Genomic DNA, 17,342 nt, shown 5'->3' with positions numbered 1-17,342 from the left:
TCACCTCCAAAACATATTGATTCCGTATAGATACAGGGGAATGCCTACAATGATATTAAATGGAAATGTCACTGCTAAGGCCGTTGAAATGTAAAGACTTGGATTCGCTTCGGGAACAGTTAGGCGCATGGCTGCTGGTACTGCTATATAAGAAGCACTCGCGCACAATACGGCAAACAGCAAAGTATCTCCCTGCGGCATTCCGATTAATTTGGCTATTACCAAAGCAATTACTGCGTTGACTATGGGAATTAGGATTGCAAAGCCAATCAGAAAAATTCCTGCTTCTTGCAAATCTTTAATTCTGCTAGCAGCAACCAGCCCCATGTCTAGCAAGAAAAAAGTCAGAACTCCGTAAAACAAGTCTTGAGTAAACGGACTCATAACTTCCCAACCATGTTCTCCGGTCAGTACGCCCATAATTAGGCTGCCAATCAGCAGAAAAACTGAACTGTTTAGGAATGCTTCTTGCAACACTTCGGACCAAACTATTTCGCGTTTTCCTTCTTCCCCACCAAATACACTAACTAGAATCAGACCGACTATAATTGCTGGGGATTCCATTAATGCTAGCGCGGCTACCATGTAACCGTCAAAGTCGATCCCCTGTGCTGTGAGGAAGGAGGTTGCGGTGATAAATGTGACGGCGCTGATGGAACCGTAGGTGGCTGCGATCGCGGCAGCATTGTAGGAGTCAAGTTTGATTCTCAGTATGAAAAAAGTATAAACTGGTACTAGCATTGACATCAGCATCGCTGCCAAAATTGTCAGGGCGATTTGCTGGTCAATTCCGCTTTTGGACAGTTCGACGCCACCTTTAAATCCGATCGCAAACAGCAGGTACAGCGAAAACAGTTTAGGGATGGGCGCTGGAATTTCTAAATCAGATTTGAGAAAAATGGCCAGCATTCCCATGAAAAAAGCTAATATTGGGGGATTTAAGATATTTGACGATACTAAACTCAAATCCACGATCGGTCACTCCCATTCGTTGCGTTTTTAATATTACTTCCCCAGTAATTGTTGCACGAGAATGGATCAATAGACCGATCAAACTTTTGACTCAGAAGCTCGATCGGGCTAAATACCCCCAAATACGGCAAAGGTGCACAGTACGCACCCTACAACGAAGGTGTGCACTGTGCACCCGCAGGCTAAGTTATTGTTGTTTAATTAAGCAACAGACAAATAAGACTCTAGGGCTTCGGAACCACCGATCAACTTGCCGTCGATAAATACTTGCGGCACTGTTGTAGCCCCAGTCACAGCCCGGAGCGATCGAGTTGTGATATCCCGGCCCAAGACGATTTCTTCATAATCCAAGCCCTTCTGACTCAGCATTGCCTTAGCCTTAGCGCAGAAGGGACAGCCCATTTTTGTAAACAGCGAAACTACCTTCGGCTTGGTTGCTGCGGAGTTGATGTAGTTGAGCATCGTCTCGGCATCGGACACTTTGAAAGGGTCGCCCGGTTCCTCTGGCTCAATAAACATTTTTTCAACCAAGCCATCTTTTACCAGCATCGAATAACGCCAAGACCGCTTGCCAAAGCCTAAATCTGTTTTGTCTACCAGCATTCCCATGCCTTCGGTAAATTCGCCGTTACCGTCGGGAATTAATGTCACATTGTCTGCTTCTTGGTCTTTGGCCCACTCGTTCATCACAAAGGTGTCATTGACGGAAATGCAAACGATTTCATCTACGCCGTTTTCTTTGAAAACTTTCGCCAATTCGTTGTAACCGGGGAGGTGCGTTGACGAACAAGTGGGAGTAAAAGCTCCAGGCAGCGAGAACACTGCTACGGTTTTGCCTGCAAATATATCATCGGTGGTGACATCGACCCACTCGTTGTCTTTGCGAGTGCGAAAGGTGACTTTGGGTACTCTTTGACCTTCTTGGTTCGTCAGCATGATTTTAAATTTTTGGGTACTTGGGTTCAATTCCTTTGCTTATTATAGCGTACTCATAACGAGTATGACTTGTCAAGGCTAGGCGGGTTTTTTCTCGGACTTGGGCGCGCGCGAGCTCAGTCCATTGTCTTTGCGACGATAGTTTGAATCATAGTCCGAATCAATCTCGTGGCGCGCGCGAGCTCAGTTCATTGTCTTTGCGACAGCTAGCAGATTTAAAACTTGCTGTTTAAGTAGGTCGGCAATTCTGTCTCCATTCCTTTGCTGCTGCTAACGGGTGAGGATTTTTTACACATTCTGTCAATATATCGATATCAATTACCGGTAGCAATTCGCTTTGTGTGATTAATTCATAACCGCAGTTTGACACGAATTCAACCGGGATTTCTTCTCGCAAATGGTAGATAGAAAATCGGTCATTTCGCCAGAACCAAACCTCTCGCACATTCAACCTTCTATACAGTTCTAGTTTATTGATGCTGCCACTGGTAACAATCACTTCAATTACCAAATCGGGAAATTCTTTATCTGTGCCAATACAGTAAGCTTCATCTGGTTCCGTACCGCCACGTTTTTCCTCTTGTCGCAGAGTTGTAGACCCAAAAGGGAAATATTCGATGTCAGCTTCTACAAAATAAATAAGCAGCAGATCTCCAATGCGAGTTTTTCTACTTTCATGGCGGCGAGAAGGCGACATAATTTCCAAAACTCCATCTAAATAAGTAACTCGATATCCTGCCGCATCTCCAATCCGATTCAGCAGTGTCTCGTATTGTTCCCAGTTGGCGCTATCGGTAATGTAGCGATCTTCAGGATCTTGGCGTTGGAATGCTTGTTCCTTAAGTAGCGTATCTAGCTCGCTCGTCAGCATCGGTATTACCTCCTTACAAGTTGTTCTAATCTTAGCTCAACTTTATTCCCAATCAAACTGCCTCCCCAAATATTCCTCTAATTCCTGATTGTAAGGTCGGAAATAATCGCTTAACCTGTCGCGAACCGATTCATTTACTCGCTGGTAAGAACCGGGATTAGCATTTTGGTACTCAGACAATTGATATCCCGGCAAATCTAAGAATTCTAAAACTGGCTTGACTGTTGTCGCTGCATCTGCATAAAAATCTTCGCTTTTCAAAATTAGCAACTGTTCTGTAGGAAAGAAAGTCCGCCAGTTTTTAATAAATTCTATGTACCTACCGCGAGCTAAATAATTGCCCGGTTCCTCGCCGATGATGTATTCTGGATTTTGATTCAACCGTTCAATTTCATCGCTAATTACTCGATCGAGCGCTCGCGATTCCCAGTTTAAGTCAGTCAAGCGATAAAATTGAGAAATCGCCCGATCGACCGGATTTCGTAACAGTACAATCAGTTTCGCCTCTGGAAATGCGCTGTAGAGACGTTCCGGTGCTTCCCGATAGTCAAAATAGCTCGGACTTGCTTCGCCAGTTACAAATTCCTCTCCCGGAGGCATGGGCGGAAAATGAGCCAAATACCAATCAATCCCTCTGTCAAAGTGCCACGAAAAAAAATCCATCTCCTTTTTAATCGGAGTCAAAATTTGCGGGTGTTGAGCTAAATAAGTATACAGAGAAGTCGTCCCGCACCGCTGAGAACCAATAATTATAAAGTTAGGAACTTGGACTGGTTTTAAGTCCCAATTTTGTGGAACAGGCAAGATGCCTGTATCTTCTTGTGGAACAGGCATCTTGCCTGTATCTTCTTGTGGAACAGGCATCTTGCCTGTTCTCTTACTGATAAGAGATGCAAAACTTTGTTTGTAACTGACAGTTCGATAAAAATCAATCGCCTCAGCAATTTTACCTTGCCTTGTCAAAGCTTCCCCCAAATTCAGATAAGGCCAAAAAGCCTCCGGTTTAGCTGCAACAACTTCTCGGCACAAGTTCTCAACTTCATCGAGCTTGTTTTGCCTAACAAAAACTTCCCACAAATTGTAATAAAACCACCAAGGAAGATCGGGATTTATTTCTATTGCTTGGAAAAATGTCGCCGCCGCTTCCTCCCAATATTTTTGGTGGCTCAGAACAGCACCTAAATTATAATAAGACCAGCAATCATCGGGTTGTTGGGCTACCGTTGCGCGAGATGAGGCTAATGCGCGACCGCACTTTTCTTGCTGCTGCAACAAGTCCTCTAATTTCGCTGATATTTCTGCACAACTCGGCATCCTTGTCAATAGCAATTTGTAAATAATAATTGCGCTTTTTGGGCGATCGTACTTGGCTAAATTCTCTCCTAACTTCAAATAAAACTCCCAATTTTCCGGTGTAATTTGCAATTGATATTGTTCTAACACCAACTTTAAATCAGAATCTGTTTGTCCGAGAGCATATCCCAACTTCTCGTAAATTTCCGGCAAATCTCCATCAATTTTAACAGCTTTTAAATACGTGGCGATAGCTTCATCCCACTGTTTTAGTTTAGTTAAAGCGTCGCCTAAATTGCAAAAAGACCAAGCAAAATCCGAGTTGAGTGCAATCTCGCAGCGGTAAGCAGCAGCAGCCTCTTCCCATCGCCGAAGTTTCAGCAAAGCATCGCCCAGATTGTGATAAGACCAAGAAAAATCGGGATTTAACTCAACAGCTTTTTTGTAAGCAGCGACAGCTTCCTCCCATTTTGCAAGTTTCAGCCAAACATCGCCCAAACTGTGATAAGACCAGGAAAACTTGGGATTTAATTCAATAGCTTTTTTGTAAGCAGCAACAGCCTCATCAAACCTACCGCTTTCTTGCAGGGAATTCCCCAAATTGTGGTAGTCATTATCCATGCAAAACTCCTGCCATAGCCAGTAATTTTTCCAGCGAGTTCAAATCCAACTGCATATCCTTATGTAAAGGTTTGGTCGGAGTTCCATCATCAACCAAATCACCAATTAAATAGTAATGTTCCAAACCGCACAAATTGCTAATCATCCAATAACAATAGGGAACGTAAAGGGGAGAAAAAATCTCAATTACCTTAGTTCCCGGACTGCAAAAAACTAGATTTGTTAACCCCCCTCCGTGGGGTGCGACAACTACTTTAGCAGCAGCCAAACACGATGCTTGTTCCGCTATCGACATCGTTTCCAGCTTGACACTGCGGAACCCAAATTTTTCTAAGTATTTAATTACCTCTTCATCGTTGACGATTCGCCGATAGGAAGCTTGTTGGCGGCTGATATAAATCCGCTCCGAATAGTCGGTGCTTAGTGGCTGTTGTTCCTTTAAAAAAGTCTTTCTGAGATATTCACACTTCCATTTTGAAACCGCCCCCGATCCGTCATAAGATATTGATGGAACTATTAATTTATCAGTGGCAATGTGTAAACTGCAGCGACTTTCTAAAAGTTTATTTTGAGGAATTCCTAAAGTATCTAAAGTTTCTGCTTGATAGGAATAATCCCTGGCATTGACAACAAACTTATCTATAGTTTCTATCAATCCGCTACGCTGCAAAAGATCAAAGCGCGTAATCACATCAAACATCCAATGAAAATAAGCGGCTCCACCCCAGCGAGCAGATAAAAAAGCCACATTTCCCTCCAAGTGTTCAGCGGGAGGCAATTTGTCGGAAGTGATTACCAATTCAGAACAGCCCATTGAAATATCAGCAACAAGTTTATTGTCTGAAGTAATCACAGCGGTAGTCACAACATCTGCCCAAGCTCGTCCGTTTGGCAAGACGGCAACAAAAGCTTTTCTCGAATGACTTTGATGTTCCCAAAATCTGCGGCTGGTGTCGATTGTTTTGGAATCTGATAAATTGATTTGACTCGCAGGATGAATGTCAATGCAGGTGAGGTTAGGATTGGATTCTGCTGCAACGGTCAAATCTTCTGTAAACCCACAGTATTTTTTGAGAATACTTAAGGGTAAGATTAGATTGCTGCAATTTGCCCGATCGCTCTCATCGCCTTCTCCTTGTTGTCCCAGAGCATAACCTATATTATCGTAAGCTTCAAACAAATCGGGTTTAATTTGCAGGGCTTGAACTAAATTAGTGATTGCAGGTTCCCACTGCTGTTTAGCCATTAAACTCAAACCCAATCCTTCGTAACACCAACACGATTTTGGATCGAGATTGATGCCTTTTTCGTAAATGGCGATCGCCCTTTCCAATTCTCCTTGCTTCCGCAGTGCATCACCCAACTTTTTGTACAGCCAACTATGATCAGATTCTAGCTCAATAGCACGACCAAAAGCCACTGCTGCTTCGGGCCAATTTTCTTGTGATTCCAGAACTTCTCCCAAACAATTGTACAGCCAACAATCATCGGAATTTAATTCAATAGCTTTGCGGTAAGCCGCGGCCGCCTCCTCCCAATTTTCCAGAGCAACCAAAGCCTTACCTAATCTATCGTAAGACCAACAAAAATCGGGATTTAGTTCAACTAACTTGCGGTAAGCAACAGCAGCTTCCTCCCACTCAGAAAGCTCCATCAGTACATCACCTAAATTGTTGTAAGTCCAACAAAAATCTGGATTTAACTCAATAGCTTTGCGGTAAGCAGCAGCGGCTTCGTCGTATTCCTCAATTGCCTGTAAAGTTTCCCCCAAAAAGTGGTGAACCCAACTCAAATTAGGGTTGAGTGCGATCGCCCGTTGGTAAGCGGCCCGAGCTTCGTCAAATAGTTCTTTTTTTTGCAGAGATTTACCCAACTTGTGGTAAGTTAAGTAGTTGCCAGACTTAATTTTAATAGCTGTTTGATACCGGGCGGTCGCCTCATCCAAATAACCGGCATTTGCTGCAATATCTCCCAACTTTTCCCAACCTAGAGACACCAGAGTTTGCTCTTCACCCAAACTTTGATTGCCGATTTTTTTGACAATCAGTTGATAGCCTTTGTGTACTACTTCTAACTGACTTCCAAACATCTCCAAAAAAACATCTATCCCAATTTTAGTATCTTGCTCCGGGCTGTCGGGAAACGTAAACTCGTAATCGTCAAAAATCATCAATCCCCCAACTTTCACCAACCTCCAAGATAAAATCGCATCTTGCAGAGCGCTGGTAGGTTTGTGACAGCCATCAATGTAAGCAACATCGTAATATTCCGAGGCCAAATTCACTAACAAATCTTGAGAGTAACCTTCTAATTCAATTACCCGATCTGCTGCTCCTGTTTTAACAATATTGCCCTTAAAATGTTGTTGAAAATACAAATCAATACAAGTAATCTTTGCCGTCGGATGAGTTAAAATATTATCCAGCAGCCAGCAAGCCGACATTCCCTGAAAACTGCCAATTTCCACCACTTGAAAATCCGCAATTCCGGTAAATTCCTGCAAATGCCGTTTCCAAATAGGGATATTGTGGGTAAACCAATCTTGGGTAAATTGATAATCTTTCGCCCCACACTCAGGCCAACCCCTCAATTCGCTCGCTTTTTGGTGACAAATAATTGCTTCTTCTAATTCCCCTAATTGCGGTAAAATATTTCCTAAATCGTTGTAAGGCTTAGAATTTGTCGGCTCGATTTCTATTTGGTGACGGTAAGTGGCAATTTGTGCGTATAACTCCTGTTGTTTCGCCCGAACCTCGTGTAGTTTTGCAACAACTTCCGCAGCATTGGGTTCAATTTGCAGTGCCATGCTATAAAATACGATCGCACCTTCCAACTGCTTCTGTTTCGCTAAACTATTGCCTAAATTTATATAAAACTCTGCTCCATCTAACTCAATTGCCAGCAAGCTATGGTAAACTTTCCCACTTGCAAGTACCTCTACACCTTGGGAATAAGTTTCAATTGTGCTGTCTAAACCCGATTCGCTGCGCTTCCGCAAAACATATCCCAACCGCTGATTGATTCCCGTCAAATTCGGCTCAATCTGAACCGCGTGCAGGTAAGCAGCCACAGCTTGATCCCAGGATTTTTCGCAGGTTAAGGCAACTCCCAAATTGACATAAAACCATGGAATATTGGGATTTATTGCAATAGCTTTGCGGTAGCAACTAATAGCTTCGGGCCACAGTTGTTTTTGAGCTAAAGCATCCCCTAAGCAATTGTATGCCCAGTAGGAATTATCATTGATTTCAAGAGCCTGACGGTAGCATTTAATGGCTTCATCCAACTCGCGCTTCTGCACCAAAACATTACCTAAACCCACATAAGCACGAGCATAATTTGGATTGAGTTCGATGCTTTTGCGGTAACAGGCGATCGCCCGATCGACTTCTCCTCGCTCCGCCCAAGTTTTACCCAAACTGTGATAAGATTCAAACGAATTGGGATTGATGGCAATGGCTTGTCGGTAATTGGCGATCGCCTCATCCCACCGCTTCTGGCCAATCAGCATTTCCCCCAAATTGTGATAAGCTGTTGCTAGCTTCGGGTTTAACTTAATTGCCCGCGAATAACATTCAATAGCGCGATCGAACTTTCCCAATTCAACCAAACTATTTCCCAGAGTCACGTGTTCCTCAGCCGTGGCCCAATTCGGCTCGATATTAAAAGCTTGATACCAACAGTCTGCCGCCTCTTCCCCCTTCTCTAACTGCGTCCAAATTCTCGCCAACTGCCGATAAACAGCAGCAAAATTCGGCGCTAGCGAAATTGCTTTTTCACAATTGGCGATCGCCTTTTCCCACTGTTTTTCTTGAGAATACAAAATGCCGAGATTAGCATAAACTTCCGGCAAATTTGGATTGCGATCGATTGCCGCTTCATACCACTGCTTAGCTTGCTCGATTTCACCTCGAACCTGCATCACCTTTGCCAGCGTCTGACAAGCTGCCGCCAAATTCGGTTCAATTTTCAACGCTGACTCGCAAGCAGAAACTGCCTCATTTAACCTTCCATCAGCTAAATAAACTTCTGCTTGCCGACTCAAATCAACCGCTGCCTTTTCCATCTTCTCAATCGAGGGCATAATTAAACTTGCTCCAGACACCAACTAACTCAAACCCACCACCTCAACCATCCTTTTCAGCGAACTCAAGTTCACTAAAATATCCTCAGTCAGCGAATTCTGATACATCAACTGTCTAATAGGATAGCATTCAAAAGCCTCGCCAGTTAAAAAGTAATGTTCCAACTGCAAATATTGACTGATTCCCCAGTAATAATGGCTGATATAGTGAGGCGACACCAACTCAATTACTTTAGTTCCCTTGCCACAAAAAATCGTATTTGTCAATCCGCTGCCGTGGGCTGTAACTATTACCTCAGCGTGGAAAAAATGAGCAATTTGCTCTGCCAAAGACATCGACTCCGGCAAAATAGAAACAAACCCAAATTTCTCCAAAACCTCAACCACATCTTCCTCGTTCAAAACTCGTCGATATCTGGCTTTGCTGCGGCTGATATAAATGCGTTTGGGATATATCGAACTAGGTAGAATTCCCTTGAGAAACTCCCGCCTCAAAAAATCCATCGCCCACCCAGAAGGCCAGCCCAAATATCCCGCAAAAGACGGCACAATTAACTCGGTTGCTTGAATGTGAGGCAAGCGATCGCTCTCCAAGACTTTTTCTTCGGGAATGCCCAGAATTCTCAAACTTTCCCGCTGAAATTGGTGCTGACAACTATTCACCAAAAACCAATCAATCTCCGCCAAATCCCTACCGCTGTGCCGCAGCAATTCTATCCTCGGCAAAACGTCAACCATCCAGTGAAAATAGACATTCCCCGACAAACCAGAAAGCACCGCCACGCTGCCATCAATTTGCTTTAAACCTGGAAAGGATTCTAACTGAAAAACGCTGTGTTTTCTCACATCATGCTTTTCGCATCCCGGCAAAAATCCCGGGTAATCTCTCGACACATCAGCCAACAAATAATTGTCAGGAGTAATTACAGCGATCGCCTTGCAAATCAGCCAATAATTTTCCTGCGGCACAATCCAAACTCGCCCGTTGGGAATTGCTGCCACAAAAGTCTTGGGCGCCTCCACAGGTATCGGTTGCGAGTTGGACAAACGGCAAACTCCCCAACCCAAATGCACCGGATCGAACCACTTAGAAAGCCGCTGCAAACACAGCCCGCAAGTTAACCCCGCACAATCGGAATTAGCCAATTTGGAATTAGCGATCGCAAATTGGGAATTCGGAATATTTTCTGCACTTGCTTCTGGTGCCGATTTCCAAAATATTTCCACATAATTATCAGCATCCAGCTTAGCATTAACTAGCCAATCCCAACTCGCTAAATAAATACCGTGAGGAGGTTTTAGAGAGGTGTTATCTGGCAAGATAAAACTCTTTGTTTTCCATTCTTTCTGCTCCCCATACCCGTGCAATTGCAGTTCTAAAACTTTTTGATAATAATCAATCGCCCGTTCCCAGCGCCCCTGTTTTTCCAGCAGTTTTGCCAACTCAAAATAAACCTGCGGTAAAGCAGGTTGAATCGTCAAAGCTATGCGGTAAACTGCAATTGCTGCGCCCAAGCGCTGTTGCTGGGCTAAGGAATTTCCCACCCGCCAGTAAAGCTCTGCATTTTTGGGCTGAATTTGCAAAGCTTTTTGATAATAAGTGGTGGCAGATTCGTGCCCGCCGTACTCTGTTAAAGCATTTCCCAAATGCAAGTAAATTTCGGCTAAATTATCGCAAATTTCAGCAATTGGTAATTGGGCATTGGGCATTGGGCATTGGGCATTGGGAATAGTTTCTTTTTCTTCCTTCTTCCCTCTTCCTTCTTCCTTCTTCCTTCCCATCAATGCTGTGAGAAATCGATCGCACGCAGCGATCGCCCTTGACAATTCATCATCTTCTACCGCCGCAACTCTGCGCCTGTCTCCTAAGCGGCAGTAAGCTTCAACAAAATCAGGCTTCAGAGCTATTGCCCGCTCAAAATAAGGCATGGCTTCAGCAATTTTGCCCAAAACCATCAAAGAAAACCCGGCGTCTGTATAGCCCGAAATATAGTCAGAATTGATCTCGATCGCGCGATCGAAACAAGCAACCGCAGCCGAATGTTCCCCCTGTAATTGCCACGCTTTCCCCAGATTGTAATGAGCCAAAACCATGTCCGGCTCCAACTCAATAGCGGTGAGGTAAGATGCGATCGCCCGATCGGGATTTTTATCCAGCAAGGCTTGACCCAAATTATTGTGCAGCGTCGCCCAATCGGGCTTAATCTCCATCGCCCGCTGGTAAACTTCGATCGCCTCAGCAGCGCGATCGTCCTTTAGCAAAATCACACCCAGATTGCTGTAAGCTTTCACGTAATCCGGCGCCACGGCAATCACCTGTCGGTAGGTATCCATTGCCGCTTTGAGCTGACTATTTTCATCTAAAACTACAGCCAGATTGTATAAAGCATCGAGATAATCCGGTTTTTGGGCGATCGCATTTCGGTAACAGTCGATCGCCGCCAACAAATTACCCTGCTTGTGAAAAACATTTCCCAAGTTATAATGAACTTGCGCCCAATCTGGTTTCAAATCCAGAGCTTGTCGGTAGTGAAAAACCGCCTCATCCAGCCACGCATAGTCGCTGTAAAGTTGACCCAAATAAGCATGAGCTAGAAAAAACTGTGGCGAAATCTCCAAAGCTTGCACAAAAGCGTCTCTTGCCGCCGTCGGATCGCCTTGAGCGTCGAGAATTTCGCCTAATGTCGTGTAAGCCGAGGGCGAAAACGGTTGAAGTTCGATCGCCTTTTTGCAAAACTCGATCGCCTCAGTTAACTTCCCCCGGTTCAAATAAATTTGGGCTTGCCGGATATATTCTTCAGTGCTCATTGCTCGCGGTGCAGTTGCGGTTTCTTTACCGCTTCAGTAAAACCTAGAAATTCTAATTTAAAAACTTTGTATTTATATTTTGCCCGATCGGGCGATCGATTAATTTTATCAATAACTGTCGATCGACTTTTTTGTAACTGCCCCTGCTTCATTTCCTGCATTTAAGATTTCAACCTCACTCCGCTGGTGGCAGAGTGAGGTTGAAATCCTTTAAAACTACCGGCTTTGTGAGAACAGCCCCGAATCTTATCCGGTGCTGCCCCACAACAGCCAGTTGTTTTAGAACAACTCGAAGTTGTTCGAGGTAATTGTCAGGCCAGGCTGCAACTGAGCAATAGTTAGCACTCCGCTGGCGCCGTTGAAGTACAACGCACCGCTTGTTGGGTCGTAGACCAACTTGTTGGTCGTGGTTGCTCCTGGAGTAGCTGCGTTGAAATTAGAAACGACGACAAACTCGCTTGCCTCGAAGCTGCTACCCAAACCAGCGAACACACCGCCCTGCTTCAAGCGGATCTTATCTTCGCCTGGGGTAAAGTCAGTGATCGTGTCTACGCCATAATCGCCACCGCTGGAGAAGAAGTAGAACGTATCGCTACCAGCACCGCCGATCAGGACATCGCTGCCTCTGTCGCCAGAGATAAAGTCATTGCCACCGCCACCATTGACAGTATCGTTGTCTTTACCGCCGTATACAGTGTCGTTGCCGTCGCCGCCGTCGACAATATCATTGCCTTGGCCGCCAAATACTGTATCGCTGCCACTTCCGCCAAGTACGGTGTCGTTGCCTCTGTCGCCAGAAACCAAGTCATTGCCGTCACCGCCATCAACGAGGTCATCCCCTTTACCAGCAAAGATCCGGTCGTCGCCGCTGCCCCCAGCGACCACATCGGCGCCGCTGCCTGAAAAGATATTATCGTTGCCGTCGCCGCCACCGATACTGTCATTTCCGCCTCCGGTAATAATCAGGTCGTTGCCACCGCCACCAGCGACGACATCTGCGCCCCCAAAAGTCAGGATAATATCGCTACCATCGCTGCCGTTCAACCTGTTGGCGCCAGTGATGCCGATAACGGTTGAGCCACCGCCACCACCACCTGGTAATGAACTTGCTGGTTGTGTTGGATTTGTTACCTGTGTCATTTACACTCCTCCTAAAAGATCAATCATTTTTCTACAATACACTTTTCCCTCCAAAGGGATTCAATAAATGAAACCGGACATCGGTTGAGACCCTAATTTACCCGGCTGCTATAAGCTGTCATGTAATTTAAATTGTCAGCAGCGAGCCTCGGAGCGCGAGTTGAATCCTGTATTCGTTGAGCAGCAAATCTCTGTTGTTTCCTGCTTTTGACTCTCGACTCCACCACTGCCTCCTCTAACACGAAAATATTCCAGTTAAACGTTTGCGAGTTTACCATAATGACCATCGATATGGCTAGTCATTATTCAAACAATACCCGGAAGATACACAGAGACCATTTTTAATGGGAGTATGCTCTCAAGATTGAGAAGTTGCACCGGGCCCGCGGGCACTGTCGATCGCCGGAGAGTTCGATCGCCCGCAATGGGGCTGGAACTAAGCTGCGATTTCTTTTAAGTACACTGTAGTTGACCAGACTTTAGATTTTCCCCAAGAGTTCCCCACAAATCAAAATTTTTTAACTGGCTTTCACAGCAAGCCGACGCACGCTGGAGGTCGTATTTAATCAAAAGTGCATCCCAACACTGTCCTGGAGAGGCTTTTGAGCCTCATCACCTGGATGTTTCCAGCCAAATCAGTCACGATCAACGCAGAATTTTGGCTAAAAAACCCTGTTTTTAAACCACAATCCGTCATTTCAACCATGATCCACATCCATCCGGATCATCATACAATGCAGCGATCGTCTTTTGGTGAAGTTGGGACGAACGGTGGGTCGGTAGATTTGTGACGGTACTGTCACTAGATTTTAAATTTTAGATTTTAGATTTAGTCCACAGATGAATCGCAGTTATGGGTTGGCACAATTGTAGTTATGGATAATTTACCTGTTCATAATGCTGAAGCCGTCAATTTTTGATGCTATCTATCGGCTCCCCAGTAAAATTATTACCTCGATACTCGCCGGATTTATCTCCCATCTAGTTAGAGTGGGCAAAAATCAAAGCGATTTTCCGTCCTGAAGCGTATCCACCTTCAAATGTTCTTGATGAAGCGATTACTAAAGCTATTAATGCTTTTAATGATGAAAATGCTTGGCCATCCTTTCATCACTCTGGTCTTTTTTGATAACCCATTAAACAGTTAATTTTTGTGGTAAATTCGATCGGGAGCATCTCATATTTGTAAAAACACTTCTTCTGGCTCCTTCTTTCTTCCTATTTCCTCCTGCCTCCTGCCTTCTGCCTCCCAACTCCAATTTCTAGCTTGTCTGCAAAAGTGAGATGCTCCCCATTTGAGGGCTAATACCTGTGAGGGAAAATCTTCAGTTTTCAGGAAAGACTTTTTTACTAATTGTTGTTAACTTCGAGCTGAACATTAACGATTGATTAGCCAATTCCCCGAAATTGGGTTCGGCATTCATTCAGGTAAAATCTCTACTATTTATTCATAGCGGTGTGCTGCAAGTTGCGCTGGTGAAGCGTTGGAATTGCTCTGGCTATCGTACCTATAGATGTGAGCGTCACTCTCGAAAATATAATTGATGGAAGTAGCTGCATAGTAGGTCAGCCCTAACAGCGACAATAGATTAAGAACTCTATAAATTGGTTTCTCAGATACTTTGTTCATTTTGACTCCTACTTTTTATGCAAATAACTAATTTGGATACCGTGACGGCGCTTTTTTTTAGAAGTTCCCAAACATCTCGTACCTCTAAAAATTTAGCTGGCTCGCGTTATACACTCCGGATGCCCGATCGCCAAAAATAAGTCCTACTTGAGATGTGACACAGTTTTTGTTGCCTATTTCATATTGCGGTCTCTGCCTTGAATTGTCTATCTAACTGCGGTAAGAGTTAGGGATTTTGGGCAGAAACGAACTCTACAATTTCCTGTTTAAAGCTACTACGATTTAAAAAAATGGAGCTAAAAAAGCTTAAATGGCAAATATCCTAGCTGTTTTTCCACGCCTAGCCAGGATTTTCCCACCTTCGATTAATGGTACGCAGTTGCCGGAAGTCATGAAAATTCTTAAGTTGGTCAGCGGCAGGCGAAAATATGTCTTAAGTTATATTTTTGCAAGCAACAGGCTATGTTAGATTGCATATTAATTTTGAGCTTGGTTGAGGTGGTAAATAATTTTTGGGTAAAAAAGTTGTGGTCGCTGTCCGATAATTTGAGTCTGACAATTTTGCCTGAACAATTTTGACTGATCCGCACCATTAATTCACGATGTGACAGAAAATTAGGCATCAGTCAATTGGATACTTCGGCGTGAGACCTTCGGCGAGCGGTGAGTCAATCTCGCTCAGTTGAACGATTTGAGATTTGAGATTTATTCCACAGAGGAATCGGAGAGCTTGAAGAAAAGCCTCATTTTTAGGGCAGCAGCCGACTCCTGTCGGAAACTTGTAGCCGTTTTTGGGCGAGGTAAAAAAGCAGAAGGCAGAATTTGATAGCGGTAAAAAAATACTGTTTTAGGATTCAGAATTTTTAGTGGATTCTACCTTCTCGCTGCATTTTTTTTACCATGAAACCAGATAAATTACTCGCTGCCAAGAGCGATGCAGGCAGAATAATTTAGGAAGAGATAAGCGAGTGTGTTGAATCCAGTTACTTCCACAATTTATTATAATTCTTGCTCGCATCGAGCTGTTTGTACGACAGACTTTTTGCTGGTAATTTGCAAAAGGGATAGGGGCAGAACAACAGGCCAAACCAGAGGGCCGATTATTAAGGCTATCCAAGATATCACGTCTTTTTTAGATGTCGCAGTATCATTCCAAAAACTTTTGAACCAAACAAGAAAAACGATTAAGGCAATCGAAAAGTAGCTAATCATTATCATTTTTTTACCTCCCTGTCTATAGATGGGATAGAAGTATTTATAATTATTGTATCTCAGGCCGTGGCTCGCCGATCGCAACTTTATGCCCTGAGCTGCAAGCTGCAAGTGTCTAAAAGCCAAAGTTTCACAGCTATCCAAGTCCAGAGCCTGCGATGTTGAGCTGACTTACTCCTGCTGGGCGGCGCGAGGCGCTAAAGGTCTTCTTGCGTTCAGGGCTTGTCGAGGTTTTGTCAAACCTTGAGGCTACCACCCCAATCATAGCTTATGCGATCGAGGTCTTGGGTTTGCTGTGATTTAAATCACGTATACTGGCAGACTTCGGTCACAAATCGAGCCAAGAACGATCACACAGCTTACCCGACTGCAATCACCCTACTCTTTTGTCAAATGCTCGATATTATAATAGTCGAGTTCAACGAGATTTCATGCAAGCTCTGACTTTAAAATCTGATCGGGCGATCGCTGAACTGTTCTATCAAGTCACCAATTCAGGCAATCTGACTCGCACTCAAAGCCACGGATTGCGCGAACTCTGCCAAAGCGCTCTCAGCGAAGACGCCAGAGATGCAGTCAACCGCCTGCTGCACGCCATCCGCCGCGGATGGGTCAGGATTTCCGATTAGTCTCCTCACACAAAAAGTTGAGATGAGTATTTCTACTTTCTCTCCTGTCAAGCTTTGCCAACAATAAGATTGAAGTGAGTAGGTCGCTCCATTAACCCTCTCAAAAAAAAAAATTTACTGCGCTCGAAAAGCTCGACCCGGTTTCTTGAAGAAGCCGGGATTTTTGATTTTAAGCAGTTAGTCGATTTTAGATTTTAGATTTTAGATTTTAGATTTTAGATTTTAGATTGACTTCACATATGAATCTGGGAGCTTGAACTAAAGGTTAAAATTTGGGGCGGATGCCCGCTTTTATCGGAAAATTGTATCTGTCTTTGGGCGGGTTATTAAGTATATCCACGGAACAAAGACCACAGCAAGAAACTAGGTAAATGTAGGTAAAAGCGGGCTTATAAACAGGCTAAAAGTTTTACCTTGAATTAAGCAGAGCGATTTCGCTAGCAGTCATTAGTAATCTCTTAATAGATAAATATTAATGTATTTGTCACCGTTTCTTAACCAAAATTAGAGACGTGGGGGTTGCCAGAAGCAAGGAATCGGGACAGGGTTTATGTTTCAAGTAGCAGGGCGATCGAGGAAATATCAGGTTCCCAAGTTCTGCTGACACAAATCACTCATCAAGAGCCAATCGATCACATTTACTCCCGTAGTTGAATCACATAAATTTTGGAAAAATTAGTTAATACTGTCAAAAGTGAGTTCAAAGAAAAAACACATGATGAAAACCCAAACGCTGTTACCTCAATTTACTATTGCAGAGCTAGTCTTTCAGGTATATCACTCCGGTCTGCTGACTCCTACTCACCGACAACAGCTCAAGACAGCGCTGTTAAATGACTGTCTTACCGAAGAAGATCAAACAGCCATCAACCGCTTGCTCCACGCAGTTCGCCGGGGCTGGCTGAAGGTTGTAGATTAAACTCGGTTCTAATTTTTTTGCCACTACTCTTTAAATGCACTGTCACTTGAAGGCAGAATTAAATCCCCTTAAAAAAATCAGGCATTAGCCTAAATGTAGGGTGCCGCCACAGGCACCCTGCGGTTTTAACTTCTATTTTCTCAGCTTATTTAGGGCTTGCTGAAAAAGCCTAAAACCCTTACATCAAAAGACTTTGGCTCCTGACAGCGCTGAGCATGTGTAAGATT

At 44.1% G+C, this 17,342-nt stretch carries 10 protein-coding genes; 2 read left to right on the top strand and 8 right to left on the bottom strand.

The window, feature by feature from the left end; translation table 11 throughout:
* From Q5691_RS10040 to Q5691_RS10005, 8 genes are all read right to left on the bottom strand, one after another.
* Positions 1–972: a sodium-dependent bicarbonate transport family permease gene (locus Q5691_RS10040; protein ID WP_333213500.1), complete on the bottom strand. Its 972-nt coding sequence runs from the start codon at positions 970–972 to the stop codon at positions 1–3.
* 201 nt (positions 973–1,173) lie between these two features.
* Positions 1,174–1,908 (bottom strand): glutathione peroxidase, encoded by a 735-nt coding sequence (locus Q5691_RS10035; RefSeq protein ID WP_333213501.1) that lies wholly within the window; start codon positions 1,906–1,908, stop codon positions 1,174–1,176.
* A gap of 229 nt (positions 1,909–2,137) precedes the next feature.
* Positions 2,138–2,779: a Uma2 family endonuclease gene (locus tag Q5691_RS10030; protein WP_333344693.1), complete on the bottom strand. Its 642-nt coding sequence runs from the start codon at positions 2,777–2,779 to the stop codon at positions 2,138–2,140.
* Between the two features lie 42 nt (positions 2,780–2,821).
* Entirely contained in the window at positions 2,822–4,693 is a 1,872-nt protein-coding gene (locus tag Q5691_RS10025) for a tetratricopeptide repeat protein (protein WP_333344691.1), read from the bottom strand.
* Positions 4,686–8,777, bottom strand: a complete 4,092-nt coding sequence (locus Q5691_RS10020; protein ID WP_333344689.1) for a tetratricopeptide repeat protein — start codon at positions 8,775–8,777, stop codon at positions 4,686–4,688. Before Q5691_RS10020 ends, Q5691_RS10025 begins: the two co-directional genes overlap by 8 nt.
* A gap of 24 nt (positions 8,778–8,801) precedes the next feature.
* Positions 8,802–11,585 (bottom strand): tetratricopeptide repeat protein, encoded by a 2,784-nt coding sequence (locus tag Q5691_RS10015; protein WP_333213505.1) that lies wholly within the window; start codon positions 11,583–11,585, stop codon positions 8,802–8,804.
* Complete coding sequence (locus Q5691_RS10010; RefSeq protein WP_333213506.1) at positions 11,582–11,746, bottom strand: hypothetical protein; 165 nt, start codon at positions 11,744–11,746, stop codon at positions 11,582–11,584. The genes Q5691_RS10015 and Q5691_RS10010 overlap by 4 nt, the downstream gene beginning before the upstream one ends.
* Before the next feature lie 118 nt (positions 11,747–11,864).
* Positions 11,865–12,725, bottom strand: coding sequence for a calcium-binding protein (locus Q5691_RS10005; RefSeq protein ID WP_333311957.1), 861 nt, complete (start codon positions 12,723–12,725; stop codon positions 11,865–11,867).
* Between the two features lie 3,273 nt (positions 12,726–15,998).
* On the opposite strand from Q5691_RS10005, the gene Q5691_RS10000 reads away from it, so the two are divergent.
* Both Q5691_RS10000 and Q5691_RS09995 read left to right on the top strand, forming a co-directional pair.
* The gene (locus tag Q5691_RS10000) at positions 15,999–16,196 is read left to right on the top strand and encodes a hypothetical protein (RefSeq protein WP_333056488.1); all 198 of its coding nucleotides are present in this window, start codon (positions 15,999–16,001) and stop codon (positions 16,194–16,196) included.
* A 718-nt stretch (positions 16,197–16,914) separates the two neighbouring features.
* Complete coding sequence (locus Q5691_RS09995; RefSeq protein ID WP_041622289.1) at positions 16,915–17,115, top strand: hypothetical protein; 201 nt, start codon at positions 16,915–16,917, stop codon at positions 17,113–17,115.
* Positions 17,116–17,342: the final 227 nt, after the last annotated feature.

It is taken from the genome of Microcoleus sp. w1-18aA5, from assembly GCF_036701705.1.
GTDB lineage: Bacteria > Cyanobacteriota > Cyanobacteriia > Cyanobacteriales > Microcoleaceae > Microcoleus.
The sequence above is the reverse complement of the archived record's forward strand: the minus strand, read 5'-3'. Positions and strand labels throughout refer to the sequence as shown.